At 68.0% G+C, this 12,590-nt stretch carries 14 protein-coding genes and 2 pseudogenes; 4 read left to right on the forward strand and 12 right to left on the reverse strand.

Going from position 1 to position 12,590, the window contains the following annotated elements:
• Positions 1-75 precede the first annotated feature (75 nt).
• Positions 76-534 carry a VOC family protein gene (locus tag Pma05_RS41555; protein ID WP_203863040.1) on the reverse strand — a complete coding sequence of 153 codons (459 nt, stop codon included), beginning with the start codon at positions 532-534 and terminating at the stop codon, positions 76-78.
• Positions 535-798: 264 nt separating this feature from the next.
• On the opposite strand from Pma05_RS41555, the gene Pma05_RS41560 reads away from it, so the two are divergent.
• The gene (locus Pma05_RS41560; protein WP_203863041.1) at positions 799-1,065 is read left to right on the forward strand and encodes an SRPBCC family protein; all 267 of its coding nucleotides are present in this window, start codon (positions 799-801) and stop codon (positions 1,063-1,065) included.
• 472 nt (positions 1,066-1,537) lie between these two features.
• Positions 1,538-2,289: pseudogene (locus Pma05_RS44270) on the forward strand (DUF6928 family protein).
• Positions 2,290-2,541: 252 nt separating this feature from the next.
• Here Pma05_RS44270 and Pma05_RS41570 read toward each other — a convergent pair.
• Positions 2,542-2,682: a hypothetical protein gene (locus tag Pma05_RS41570; RefSeq protein ID WP_203863042.1), complete on the reverse strand. Its 141-nt coding sequence runs from the start codon at positions 2,680-2,682 to the stop codon at positions 2,542-2,544.
• Positions 2,683-2,816: 134 nt separating this feature from the next.
• Positions 2,817-3,191: a hypothetical protein gene (locus Pma05_RS41575; RefSeq protein ID WP_203863043.1), complete on the reverse strand. Its 375-nt coding sequence runs from the start codon at positions 3,189-3,191 to the stop codon at positions 2,817-2,819.
• Positions 3,192-3,202: 11 nt separating this feature from the next.
• Here Pma05_RS41575 and Pma05_RS41580 point away from each other — a divergent pair, with 11 nt between their 5' ends.
• On the forward strand, positions 3,203-3,913 hold the full coding sequence (locus Pma05_RS41580) for a hypothetical protein (protein WP_203863044.1): 711 nt from the start codon (positions 3,203-3,205) through the stop codon (positions 3,911-3,913).
• Between the two features lie 715 nt (positions 3,914-4,628).
• On the opposite strand, the gene Pma05_RS41585 is transcribed toward Pma05_RS41580, so the two are convergent.
• From Pma05_RS41585 to Pma05_RS41595, 3 genes are read right to left on the reverse strand one after another with little or no spacing between them, the layout of a single operon-like run.
• Positions 4,629-4,952, reverse strand: coding sequence for a PepSY domain-containing protein (locus tag Pma05_RS41585; protein WP_203863045.1), 324 nt, complete (start codon positions 4,950-4,952; stop codon positions 4,629-4,631).
• Positions 4,953-4,980: 28 nt separating this feature from the next.
• A complete protein-coding gene (locus Pma05_RS41590) occupies positions 4,981-6,318 on the reverse strand; it encodes a sensor histidine kinase (RefSeq protein ID WP_203863046.1) in 1,338 nt (445 codons plus the stop codon).
• A gap of 43 nt (positions 6,319-6,361) precedes the next feature.
• A complete protein-coding gene (locus tag Pma05_RS41595) occupies positions 6,362-7,039 on the reverse strand; it encodes a response regulator transcription factor (RefSeq protein WP_203863047.1) in 678 nt (225 codons plus the stop codon).
• 111 nt (positions 7,040-7,150) lie between these two features.
• Between Pma05_RS41595 and Pma05_RS41600 the strand changes: the two genes are divergently transcribed.
• On the forward strand, positions 7,151-7,759 hold the full coding sequence (locus tag Pma05_RS41600) for a GtrA family protein (protein ID WP_203863048.1): 609 nt from the start codon (positions 7,151-7,153) through the stop codon (positions 7,757-7,759).
• Positions 7,760-7,908: 149 nt separating this feature from the next.
• On the opposite strand, the gene Pma05_RS41605 is transcribed toward Pma05_RS41600, so the two are convergent.
• From Pma05_RS41605 to Pma05_RS41630, 6 genes and pseudogenes are all read right to left on the reverse strand, one after another.
• Positions 7,909-8,550, reverse strand: a complete 642-nt coding sequence (locus tag Pma05_RS41605) for a DedA family protein (protein ID WP_203863054.1) — start codon at positions 8,548-8,550, stop codon at positions 7,909-7,911.
• 110 nt (positions 8,551-8,660) lie between these two features.
• Complete coding sequence (locus Pma05_RS41610) at positions 8,661-9,218, reverse strand: phosphatase PAP2 family protein (protein WP_203863049.1); 558 nt, start codon at positions 9,216-9,218, stop codon at positions 8,661-8,663.
• Between the two features lie 153 nt (positions 9,219-9,371).
• Positions 9,372-10,760, reverse strand: a complete 1,389-nt coding sequence (locus Pma05_RS41615; RefSeq protein ID WP_203863050.1) for a sensor histidine kinase — start codon at positions 10,758-10,760, stop codon at positions 9,372-9,374.
• A gap of 52 nt (positions 10,761-10,812) precedes the next feature.
• Positions 10,813-11,490 carry a response regulator transcription factor gene (locus Pma05_RS41620; RefSeq protein WP_203863055.1) on the reverse strand — a complete coding sequence of 226 codons (678 nt, stop codon included), beginning with the start codon at positions 11,488-11,490 and terminating at the stop codon, positions 10,813-10,815.
• 486 nt (positions 11,491-11,976) lie between these two features.
• A pseudogene (locus tag Pma05_RS44390) lies at positions 11,977-12,252 on the reverse strand (DDE-type integrase/transposase/recombinase); the annotation flags it as partial.
• Positions 12,182-12,568 carry a transposase gene (locus tag Pma05_RS41630; protein ID WP_307837046.1) on the reverse strand — a complete coding sequence of 129 codons (387 nt, stop codon included), beginning with the start codon at positions 12,566-12,568 and terminating at the stop codon, positions 12,182-12,184. The pseudogene Pma05_RS44390 and the gene Pma05_RS41630, both read right to left, overlap by 71 nt.
• Positions 12,569-12,590: the final 22 nt, after the last annotated feature.

Genomic DNA, 12,590 nt, shown 5'->3' on the forward strand with positions numbered 1-12,590 from the left:
TCTCGACGTCCGCTCCGTGACCGGTCTCCCATAGCAATCGACGTCCGGATTTGCCGATGTCCGGGCGTCGGGGACTCACGTCCGGTTGCCGTCAAGGTCCAACGGAGGCATGGGCGACCCGCCCGGCAGCCAAGTGTCCAGGAAGCTGTCCTGGACCGCGATATCCACCAGCTCGATGCGGATGCCGAGGCTGTCGAGGCGGTGGTAGGCGAAGGATCGCCCATAAGGACAGGAGTCGAACTCCACGGGCGCTCCTCGATTCTGCAAAATCTGGGTGTCGATCCGGATGTCCCTCGACCAGTAGCCGATGTGGTCGAAGCGGGAGCCGGCCGTAGCGTCCCAGGGACTTCCGGCAGGACCTTGGATCACTTCGAAGAACGGCGGCCCTCCGGCCGAGAAGACAATGTGGTAATCCCACTCGGCCAGTCGCCCCTCCCGCACCGGGCTCCACTCAACACCCAGTACCCGGGTGAGGTCGGTCGTGGCGCGACTGATGTCTTGTACGACAAAGCACAGATGGTAGAAGTCACTCACCTGGCAGTCCTACCAGACGGCACCAGAACGAGGGCAACCCACAGCGAGTGGCGTACTCATTCTGCCGCAGGTAGTGCGCGCCAGCGCTGGCACGCCTGTCGCGCTCGGTAGCCTTGAAATCCGCAGGTACGACGCGCGGATTTGCACCGTACCGAGCTGAGCGTGTGGGCTTTCTCCACATCGATGTGGGGTTACCGCTGTCGAGCGTGCGTATCAGCGGTGGGCCGGTGTGGGTGTCATGGTGTTTGCCGTGCCTGGTCGACGATGGCGATCCTCGTCCGGGAGGTTGCGCCGACCACCTCGTTCAACGCGGGCTTCGGGCCTGGTGGGGGGGAACCACATGCCGCCCCGAGCGTGGTGTTCGACCTGGAACTCGATGTAGACGTTCACGCCGCATCCATGCGCGGCAGCCAGGAGACGGCCACCACCAGCAGCGGTCGACGCCAACTCACGCTCGGAGACGAGGTCACCTTCCGCGCCCGCCACCTCGGCGTGCGCTGGCGCATGACCAGCCCGAGTCACCACCTATAAACGTCCGCACCGCTTCATCGACGAACAAACACGCGGACCCTTCCGCGTCCTACGCCACGAGCACCACTTCGAAGACCTCAACGGCGCTGCAACGCAGATGACCGACCGCATGACCATCAGCGCCCTTCGGACCGTCGGGCGCGGTGGCGACCCGGACACTGATCGCACCGTACCTACGACGCCTGTTGAAGCGCCGGGCAGCCCACATCAAGTACCTGGCGGAAACCCGCAGGAGGACGTGATCACCCATGCAAGGCATCCGCAACTGCCGCAGAGCACGCGCGACAACGAGCTGCGGACCGGCCACGGAGCGTGGCAGCATACGGCTGGCGCGCAGCGCCCGGTCAGTAGCAGAAGATCGGATCCGCTGTGATCGGCGTCGCGCCGTGCCCGGCCCGTGCAGCACCCCCATTACTGAGGTGGGAACGAGCGCCGTAGGCTGCGTTGATCATCGACGCTGGAGGCAAGATCGATGGGTGCGAAGACCGCACTGCTGGCTTTCACCGAAGGCGATCTGCGCCCTGCTCTGTGGGGAGCGGTTCGGTCGGACCCGGCAGAGGTCATCGATCTCGTGCGCGAGCTGCATCCTGGCTACGAGGTGACACCGATCGGCGACGGCTCGCTCGGTGACTACAGCTATCCGCCGGACGACACCAGCTACGCAACCGTCCTGGCTGGCGCCGAACTGTTCTGCGTCGGCGGCTCGTCTGCGATCTCCCATCACAGCTACCGGCCCGGCTGCTTCAGGCCGGAGCGGGCCGGCGGATCATCGTGCACGGCATGCATTCGGTCTCCGATTGGCTGTGCTTCGCCGTATGGGAGAACGGCGAACTCGTCCGCTCGCTGAGCCTCTCTCCCGACGCCGGCATCGGGGAGAACATCGGCGAGCCGTACGACTTCGAGCTGCCGTACTGGGCGGGCGAGCATCCCGTCAAGCCGATGTTCTCCGAAGGGCCGTACCCTCTTCCCTTCCACCCGCTGGACCTGGGTGAGCAGGCCCTGCGCGCACTTTTCGGGTTCGTCATCGAGGGCCGTCCCGACCCGGACGACATCGATCCGTTCGACATTCACCTGCACGGCTTCCGAGTCGCCGACGCGACCGGCCGGGAACAAGCGGAACGCGCGGCCAGGATGGAACAAGTCCTCCAGAGCATGAAACCACCACGCCGCTACCGCATCACGCCAGACGGCACCCTGCGCGAACTCGGCGACGACGAGACCTGACGCCCGTAACCACCGAACGGACACTGTCCAACGGGAACGGCCCGCCCGCCGATTGCTGGCCCCCATCCGGCCATGATCGGATATCCGGATCCGGAGCCACAGACCGGGCGCGCGACGGCGCCGCTGGTCCGTGACTCGCCGTACGTTGTCGGGCAACCTGTCGGAGCACGCTCGTACCGATGGGACTGCGCCAGCCTCCACCCTCTACCGCAGCGATAGCTGGGCTGCTGCCAGGAAGGTCAGCGGCTGAGGCTACCGTGCCGTGCGTTTCGGGGCGCGGATCGCGGCCTCCAACCGCAGGCCGGTCCCGAGGAGGACGAGCAGCCAGGCCAGCGTGAATGGACGGTCGGTGGTCGTGCCGAGGGTGAACAGGGCGATGAGCAGTCCGACCACGATTGCGGCGGTGCCGACGTTTCGGAGGGTGATGATGGGTCAACACACGGCCGAGTGTGCCAGGGCACATGACCGTACGGCATCCGGACGCACCGATCTGCCGCAAATCGGGCTCGATGCGGCGGCTGAAGGGCTCACTGCCCGGTAATCGCCGAGGTGCCTCGGTCCTGGCCTTCGCATCGGACGCCGGCACTCGTGATGTCTCCGTTGCACACCAGTTCTCGGATCGCCGCGATCATCGCCGAAACACCCGGCTCCGGCACGATCAACTGGCCGACCGCCCAGAAGTAACTGCCGCTCGCAACCTCACCTGTCTCCCTCCACCGCGCCAACAAGCGGCCGACCTCATCGACGGTAAAGATTGTCAGCGCCCACGTGGAGCCATCGGGAAGGTCGACGAACGCGTCGACGTTGGCCACCGCGCTCACGGTGTCCGTGTCCGGGTCGAGCAGGAATCGCGCCACGAACGTCGGCTCAGCGATGGTGGTGTACGGATCACCGGTGCCCATGGACGCCAATCGTGATGCACGGCCTGCAGCATTCTCAACTGCCGCCGACCGTGCGCGACACCGGCAGCCGGTGGTTGCCACGCTTCGTGACCGGCCGCCCGTACCGGTCGACGTCCGGAACTGCCGAAGAGAGTGTGCGTAGTAAGCCCTTGGATGAGCCGTCGGGTTTGGTACAGATCGGTTGTGCTGCCTATCCTCGATCCGAGCCGGTTTGCATGACCTCGGGGAATCCGCTTGCGTCGGCCTGCCACTCTGATCCAATGAGGCCGAATCTTGAGCGCATTCCGGGCAAGGCTGATCGGCTCGCGGAGGCGATCATCGACCGTGCGCCGTTTGTCGTCGACCACGGTTTCGTGGATTCACTGGGTGACGCCGCAGCGGCCGCCCTCCGTTGCTACGGGGCCAGGATGGTCACGTTCGCGTACCGGGAGGACTCGATTGGGCTGGTGCGCCGGTCGCTCCTGGCCGAGGGACTTGGGCTCTGCGTCAAACCGGACGACGACCGAGACGTGATGGTGGGCTTGGCGTTGCCGTGGTTCGTCACCCAGCAACTCGGCAGGTCGCCCAAGGATGAGTTCGCCGCCATCGCGGACCGCTTGCCCGACAACGGGATGACTCGGCTGATCCGGCGGTTCGGCAAACGTGTCGACATTACGCTCGGCGCCTTCGGGTGGGACATCGTGGAGACGCCAGAGGGAGCGGATTTCGTTCCGACCATGTGATGTCCGCATGGCCGACGCTCCCGGAAGTCCCCAAATGCCAAAGCAGCACGAAACCTATAGAGCCTTATCCTCTTGGCCCTTTGTTCTGGCATTTCGACGGTACTATCATGCCGCAGTTCGGGTGGGCTGGGGCAGTCGAGTGCCGTAGCCCACCTGACGTCGCTGGCCGAATCGAATGTGGTGCACGTAGGCCATGGTTGGAGCCTCGGACCTCGCGCTCCAGGTCAGATGAAGCAGTGCCCACCGGCCGCCGATCCTAAGCAGCACATCATCGCGGGCGTCGGACCGCCCGACGACGCCGTTCGTGCGATCCGCCCCAGCTGGAGCCGTCACGCTTCGTAACCAGGCTCCCCAAGGCCGGACGGCGTCTGGTACTGCTGAGCGGCTGATGCCCCAGCCGGGGCAATCCTCAACGAGTCGGCGCCGGCCGGGCCACTCCCGGCGGGAGACGCGTCAGGCCATCCACGCGTGCGACAGACAGTTGTTTGCTGGTCAGTCCCTTGGCGGTGCTCATATCCGCACCACGTAAGTCCGCGTCGCGCAAGTTCGCCTTCTTCACCTGCGGCTGCTGGCCCGAATGGTCGCGGGCGCCGGCAGCCAGCTGACCATCGCCAGCCGTCCGACCGGTGGCACAAACGCCGTCGCCACACTCCCCAACGCCCCGGACGACCGTCACCCACGGTGACTGGTCGCCCGGGGGCGCCTTCCGCAGGGATCAGTTGTGGGCGTTTTCGCCGCTGTCGTTGTCGGCTTTCTGGTCGACGACTGTGAAGGTCTCGTCTAGCTGGACGTCGACCTGGCTGCCGTCCGGGCGGGTCACCTCGACCTCGTAGAAGCTGTCCTCGTCACCGGCTTCGGTACCGGTGACCTTCCCGCCGCCGACGTGCGCGAGGGCGGCCGCCTCCGCCTTGGCGAGTGCCTCGCCGGTGATGGGGGTGTCGACCTCGCCGCCACCGGCGATCGCGACACCGCCGACCGTGCCCGAGGCGATGACGCCGGCGGCGATCGCGCCGACAACCCATGCTGTCCGTCGTTTCACTCCAGCTCCTCCTGTTCGTGCGGGTTTCCTATCGCGGGACAGGATGGCCGGTGTCGGCTGACACTACGCTGAACGGCAGCCGCACAGTCACCCGGGCGCCTCCCAGGTGACTGCCGTCCAGTACCACGGTGCCGCGGTGCGCGGCGACGACCTCCGCCACGATGGCCAGGCCGAGCCCACTGCCGCCGCCGGCGCGGTCGCGTCCGCCGTCCAGACGCACGAACCGGTCGAAGACCCGCAGCCGGTCGTCGGCCGGGACACCTGGACCGTCGTCCTCCACCCACAACACCGCCCAGCCGTCCACTTCCGCGACGCCGAACGCCACCCGTGCACGAGCGTGTCGGGCAGCGTTGTCGCCGAGGTTGCGCAACACCCGTTGCAGCGCCGGCGGGTCCCCCTCGACCCGCGCCGCCGACACCTCCTGCACGTCCACCACGAGCCCGGGCTTGTCCGCGCGGACCCGCCGCGCCTGCGCGAACGCCAGATCGTCCAGGTCGATCGCGGTGCGCCGGAACGGCAGCCGCGCCTCGTCCGCCTGGGCCAGCAGCAGGAGATCATCGACCAGCGCCTGCATGCGGCGTGCCTCGATGTGTACCGCACCAGCCAACTCCCGGTCCGGCAGCGCCTCGGGATGGGCGAGCGCGACCTCGGCCTGCTGGCGGATAGCGGCGATCGGCGAGCGGAGCTCGTGCGAGGCGTCCGCGATGAACCGCCGCTCCCGATCGCGGGCGCGTTCCAGACGCTTGAGCATCTGGTTCATGGTGTCGGCCAAGCGGCCGATCTCGTCCTGCGATGGTGGGCGGCGCACCCGGCGGTCAAGCCGTGTCCCGGTGATCTCGTCGACCTCGGCCCGGATCGTGTCGACCGGCGCCAACGCGCGGCCGATCGCCCGCCAGGCCGTGACACCGACGACCACGAGCAGCGCGGGTAGGCCGACCGCCAGCAGGGCGGTCAGGACCCGCGTCGAACCGGTCACTCCGTCGATGCTGTGTCCCACCAGCACGACCCGGCCGTCGTCGGCGGCGGCCGCCACGATTAGGAACTCGTCGTCGTCGAACGGTACCGGCCTCTGCTGGGACGTTCCCGGCGCGATGCGGGCCAGCGCCGGCTGGCCGGCCACGTTGGAGCTGGCCGCGAGCACCTCACCGGTGCCGCCGAGAACCTGGACCACCAGGTCGTCGTCGCCGACCACCGAGGCGACCGGGTCCGCACCGGCCCTGATCGCGTGCGCGGTCTCGGCGGCCCGCACCGTCATCGTCACCCGCAACTCCCGCTTGAGTAACTGGTCCAGGCTGGCCACCAGGGCGACCGCGCCGACCAGCAGGCTCACACCGACCACTGCGACGGCGACGGCGGTCGTCCTCACCCGGACCGACCCCCGGAGCACCCCAGCGGCGCGGCGCGCCCGGTCAGCCGCCATCGGTGGCCAGCCGGTAGCCCGAGCCGCGGAGCGTCTCGATCGCCGAGCGCGCGAACGGCCGGTCCAGCTTGTCCCGCAGCCGCCGCACGTAGACCTCGACGATGTTCGGGCTTCCGTCGAAGCCGAAGTCCCACACGTGCGCAAGAATCTCCCGCTTACTGACCACCTCACCGCGACGCCGCAACAAAAACTCCAGCAACGCCAGCTCCCGGCTGGTCAGGTCGAGCTCAACACCACCGCGAGAAGCCTTGCGGGAGGCCGGATCGAGACGCACATCTCCCGCCGACAGCACCGCCGGCCGTTCCCGCGCGCCGCGGCGTAGCAACGCGCGCAGCCGAGCGACGAGCACCGCGTGCGAGAACGGCTTGGTCAGATAGTCGTCGGCGCCGGTGTCGAGCCCTTCCACCTCGTCCCACTCGCCGTCCTTGGCGGTGAGGATGAGAATCGGGGTCCAGATCCGCTCCTCGCGCAGGGCGCGGCATACCTGGTAGCCGTTCATGCCCGGCAGCATCAGGTCGAGCACGATGGCGTCGTACGGCTCCTCGCGGGCCAGCCACAACCCGTCGGTCCCGGTCGTCGCGACGTCCACCGCGAACCCGTCCGCGACCAGCCCGACCCGTAGCCCTTCGGCCAGCCGGGGCTCGTCCTCCACCACCAACACCCGCACAACCGGCCATCCTCGCCGGGCGAGGCTGAACGGGAGCTGAAAGACCTGGCGATCATCCCGACTGAGCTGGGTTCAGGTCATGTTCAGGATCGGCCGCCTACGATGCTGCCCGTGGATCATCACCGGCGCCTCCTCGCCGTGGTCTGGGACCATCGGTTTCCCCGGTTCGCCGCGCTGGCGGCCGCCGGGTTCACCTTCGACCTGACGACGTTGGCCCTACTGAACCGCTACACGCCACTGCCGAGCCCAACGGCGGTCACGCTCGCGTTCTGGGCCACCTACGCACTCAACTTCGCCCTCAACCGGCGCTTCGCGTTCCGCGCCAACGACCGTCCCGTCGGGCCGCAGCTGGCCCGGTTCGTGCCGCAGGTGCTGGGCGACTACCTGCTGACCCTCACCGCGGTGCTCGCGCTGCAAGCCATCGGGGTGCCGCTGGTCGCGGCCCGGATCATCGCCGGGGGCACCAACCTGGTCTTCAACTACGTGCTCTACCGGTGGTGGACGTTCCGGCGCAGCGGTTCCCGCACCCCGCGGTCATCAATGTCCGCCAATGCCGGCGGAGTGGGCAGGCCGCAGCGCCAGCCCGAAGACCAAGGCCGGCACGCCGCGGCTCAGGCAGACCGTCGGTCCGCTCCGGATCAACAGGACCTCGCCGTCGACCCAGGTGACGGTCATCTGCTCCCCCGGGCGGACACCCGCGAGACGGAAGTCCTGCAGTAGCGTCGCGTCACGCTGTGCCCCCTTGCAGATCCGGCTGACGACCAACTCGCCGCCACTGCGTAGGACAGCAACGTCCACTCGTCGTCGGAGCCGGGGGACACGCTCGTCCAAGTCTTGCGCGCGCGGAGTGCTACACCGATGAGAGGCGGTCACGAGTGGGGGCGGGTCTGGGCGGTGCGGCGTCGGGCGCGGAGCAGCTCGATCACGATCGGTAGCACCGACACGGCGACGATCGCGATGAGGATGAGTTCGATGTGGTCGCGGACGAAGGCGACCCGCCCGAGCAGGGAACCGAGGACAGTGACTCCGCTGCCCCACAGGATGCCGCCGCCCACGTTGTACATCAGGAATGCCCGGTAGTGCATGCCGCTGGCGCCGGCGACGATCGGGGTGAAGGTTCGTACCGCGGGGACGAAGCGGGCGAGCACGATGGAGCGGGCACCGTATGTGTCGAAGAAGGTGCGTGCCTTGGTCAGATGGCTCTGTTTGAACAGCCGCGCGTCGGGTCGGCGGAACAGTCTCGGGCCGACCCGCTGGCCGAACAGGTATCCGACCTGGTCACCCGCGATGGCGGCAAGCGAGATCAGGAGGCAGACCAGCCACAGCGGGGTGTGGAGGAATCTCCCGTCGGCGGTCAGGAGCCCCGTCGTGAACAGAAGCGAGTCTCCGGGCAGGAAGAAGCCGATCAACAGCCCGGATTCGGCGAAGACGACGGCGAGGATGCCGAGCAGTCCAAACGTGGAGATCAGCCCTTCGGGCGCCAGAAAGCCAGGGCCGAGGGCCAGCGGAATGTGGGTCACCACAGGTCGCCTTCCGAAGAGTCCGGAGTTGGAGTTGGCGTGTCAGTCAAGGAGTGGATCGGCCGTAGTGCGGCAAGCCCACCACGGCCTGCTCGCACCGTTTACCGGTTGATGCCGGACGTCGGTGTCGCCTTGGCGGGCGCGGACCGGCGGGACAGGAGCCGTTCACCGACGAGCACGATCGCCACGGCCGCGGCGCCGATCAGGGCGCCGGCAAGGATGTCGCCTGGATAGTGCACACCAGTCCAGACGCGGGCGAACCCGACGGCGAGTGCCAGGAATGTCAATACCGCCCCCCAGCGACGGGAGAGGAACATGGTGACCGCGAACGCCAACGCGAATGCGGCGGTAGCGTGGTCGCTGGGCATGGAGACGTCGTTGGCGTGCGGGATGAGCTGATGCACCTCGTGGGCCTGGAACGGTCGCGGTTCGTGGTTGAGGTGCCCGACCGCTTGGCCGATGCCGACGGCGAGGAGAAGCGCGAGTCCGACCCGCGCCAGGACGGTCCACCCACCGACGCGGAGCACCGTGCGACCGGGTACCAGCGTGAGCGCCGCCATCACGAAGATCAGCCAGATCGCCGCCCACTCGAGTAGATCATCGACCGGATCATGGGCGCCGGCCGCGCCGTTGATGATCTGGAACAGGTGGAAGTTCATGCCGGTTCGCCCCCGTGGTGTCGGCTCTCCTGGCGGTTGGTTCGACCGCTCGCGATCGCGAAGGTTCGACGTGCGCCTGGCACACCTTTCCCCGTTGCGCCTGAGGCGACCCTGAAGAGCGACGTGTCTGCGCCGGCCCTCTCTGGGAATGGGTCAGGGGCAGGGCGACGGGTTGCGTCGGTCGCGGTCTACGGCCAGCGGAAGCCGGATGCGTACCGTGAGGCCATCCGCGTCGGTTTCGGGGGGCAGCGCGGTGACGGTGCCGCCGTGTGCGGTGATGATCTCCCGGGTGATCGCCAGACCGAGTCCGCTGCCACCGTCGGTGCGGGACCTGCTGGGGTCGAGCCGGACGAAGCGCTCGAAGATGCGGTCGCGGTCGGAAGCGGGCACACCGGGGCCATCATCGCCGACGTCGAGGTAGCCGTCACGGCCGTCGATCCCGACCCGCAAGGTCACCTCTGTGCGGGCGTAGCGGGCGGCGTTGTCGGTAAGGTTGCGCAGTGCCCGGGTCAGATCGTCCGCGTCGCCGGCGACCCGTGCCGGGGTGATGCGGATACCCACCTTCAGGTGTGGATGCTGGACGGCGAGACGGTTGCGTTCGGTGTAGGCGAGATCGTCGAGGTCGACGTCTGCGTGTGCCGGAGCCGGGCCGTGCTCATCGATGCGGGCCAGCAGTAGCAGGTCGGATATCAGGCGGCCGAGGCGTTGCGTCTCGGCCCGCATGAGTGTCACGTAGTGGTCGGCTGGGTCGGGCAGGTCGGTCAGGCCGAGCCGTTCCAGGCCGGCGTGGATGGTGGCGAGCGGGCTGCGCAGTTCGTGGCTGGCGTCGGCGACGAAACGCCGCTGGCTACGCGTGGCGGTCTCCAGCCGGTCGAGCATCGCGTTCATCGTGTCGGCAAGGGCCGCCACCTCGTCGCGGGTATGCGGGACGGGCACGCGGGCATCCAAGTGTCGGGCGGTGATGCCGGCCACTCGGCGGCGGATGGCCTCCACCGGCCGTAGGGACCGGCCGACGAACCAGAACGTCGCCACACCGACGACCACCAGCAGAATCGGCATCCCGACGGCCAGGATGGCGCCGATCACCTCCACGCTCTCGTCGACCGCGCGTAGGGACTCCCCGACGAGCACCGTGCGGGTTCCCTCGGCGGTGGCGACACCCACGGCGACGATCCGCACCGGCTCCTCGTCAGCCGCTTCGACCTCTCGCTGCTCGCGAAGGCTCCCCCCGGCGAACGGACGCAGCGCAGAGAGCGGCGGTTGCCCGACCAGCGCCGGGGACGCCGCTTCGACCTCCCCGGACGGATCCAGGACCTGCGCAACGATCTGCACGCCGGTGTCCGGGCCGAGCATCCGCGTGACCTGCGGATGGTCGCCGACGGCTACGGCCAAGGCGATCTCGTCGGCGCGCTGGCGGGCGGCGGTGTCGATGTTGCCGATCAGGATCATGCGGGCGACGAAGACGAAGATCGCAGCGCTCACGCCGAGCGCGACGGCGATCACGAGGGCGGCGGCGATCGCCAGTCGCAGCCGTACGCCCATCCGCTGCCGGACCCAACCGACGCCGGACCCGAACCGCGCACGCCATCGGGCGTCAGCCACCGTCGGCCGCCAGCCGGTACCCCATGCCCCGCTCAGTCTGGATCGCGGCGCGGCCGAACGGCTCGTCGATCTTCCTACGCAGGTAGCCGATGTACACCTCGACGATGTTCGGGTCGCCGTCGAAGTGTGCGTCCCAGACGTTGTCGATGATCGCCCGCTTCGACACCACGTCGCCGCGGTTACGCATCAGGAACTCCAGCAAGGCGAATTCTCTCGCAGTCACCCTCACCACGATCTCACCGCGGCTGACCCGGCGCCGCGCGGGATCAACCGCCAAGTCTCCGGCGACCAGGACCGTCGGACGCGTGGGGGCGCCCCGGCGGACCAGCGCCCGCAGCCTGGCGACGAGCACCACGAACGAGAACGGCTTGATCAGGTAGTCGTCCGCGCCGAGATCGAGGGCGTCAGCCTGGTCGTACTCCCCGTCCTTCGCGGTGAGCATCAGCACAGGAGTCCAGACATCCCGCTGCCGCAGTTGCCGGCACACCTCGTACCCGCTCAGGCCCGGCAGCATGATGTCCAGCACGATCACGTCGTAGGGGTACTCGGTGGCCGTCCAGAGACCGTCGATGCCGGTGTGCGCCACGTCGACGGCGAACCCCTCCTCGACCAAGCCGCTGCGAACGATCTCCGCCAGACCCGTCTCGTCCTCGACCACCAAAACCCGCACCCAGAGCTCCTCACCGCCGACGCAACTATGCGACGCCGTGCCAGCCTCGGCTTGAGCCGGGATCACGGTGTCACCTACCAGGGTTATCCAGGAAGGCTGAGTACGCACTGAAAGCCACCGCCCGGACCGATTCCACGGTCAGAACCGACCGGCCGCGGTGAGCAACTCGTAAGGTCGTAGACCGCCGACGACCGCTCGCAGCGGACTCCTCAGGAAGGACCACCAGCGCTCAGGCATGCCCGAACGCGCCGACGCCAAGGCCGACGGGCCACCACGAACCCCAGCAGCGCTGGTTCCGCATCCCGGACCGGATCTCCCGGCGATCGTCGGTGCGCCGTGGTTGAGTCGGCCTGGGGCGCGGTGTCGGGATTGCTCCCGGTTCGTTTCCCAGGCCACTCGCCGAACCGGCCGTGCCGGTCTCCCGGCAGCGGGCTCTCCACGGTTCCTGCTGTCAGGCGTGGTTGGGTGCCCAGGGTTGGGGATCTTGCTGCCGCGGCGTATGTGGCCATGTCTTTTCGCCATCGTCAGAGCGTCGATGATGAGGCTGGTACGCATGTTCGCGGCGGTCTGCCAGCCGACGACCATGCGGGTGGCCAGGTCGATCACGGTCGCCAGATACAGCCAGCCCTCGTCGGTGCGCAGGTAGGTGACGTCACCGACGAGGCGGTTGCCAGGCTGCCCGGCAGTGAACTCACGCTCGATCAGATCTGGTGTGGATACCGACTGCTCCCCGGGCACGGTGGTGCGCTTGTACGCCCTCGGCGGCTTTTTTCAGGAACTCGTTCTCCATCCGCAGCCGGCGGATCTCGTCTTCCATCTCCTTCACGCGGGCCCGTTCCACCGGGCTCACCGACTGCTCCAGTTCCGGGTGTTCCCGCCGCCAGGTATTGACCCAGTTCCCCAACGTCCCGTCGTGGATGCCGAGATCACGGGCGATCTCCGCGATCGGTTTCCCGGTCTCGACAACCATCTGAACGGCCTCGGCCTTTGAACTGCGGACTGAACCGACGACGATGCTCGGGCATGTACCCATCCTCTCAAGCTGGAGGACATGTCCAAGATCCTTGGTACACCTCATTCTGGTCGTCAGGCTGCTCGTA

Origin of the sequence: Plantactinospora mayteni (assembly GCF_016862935.1) — a bacterium.
Taxonomy (GTDB): Bacteria; Actinomycetota; Actinomycetes; order Mycobacteriales; family Micromonosporaceae; genus Plantactinospora; species Plantactinospora mayteni.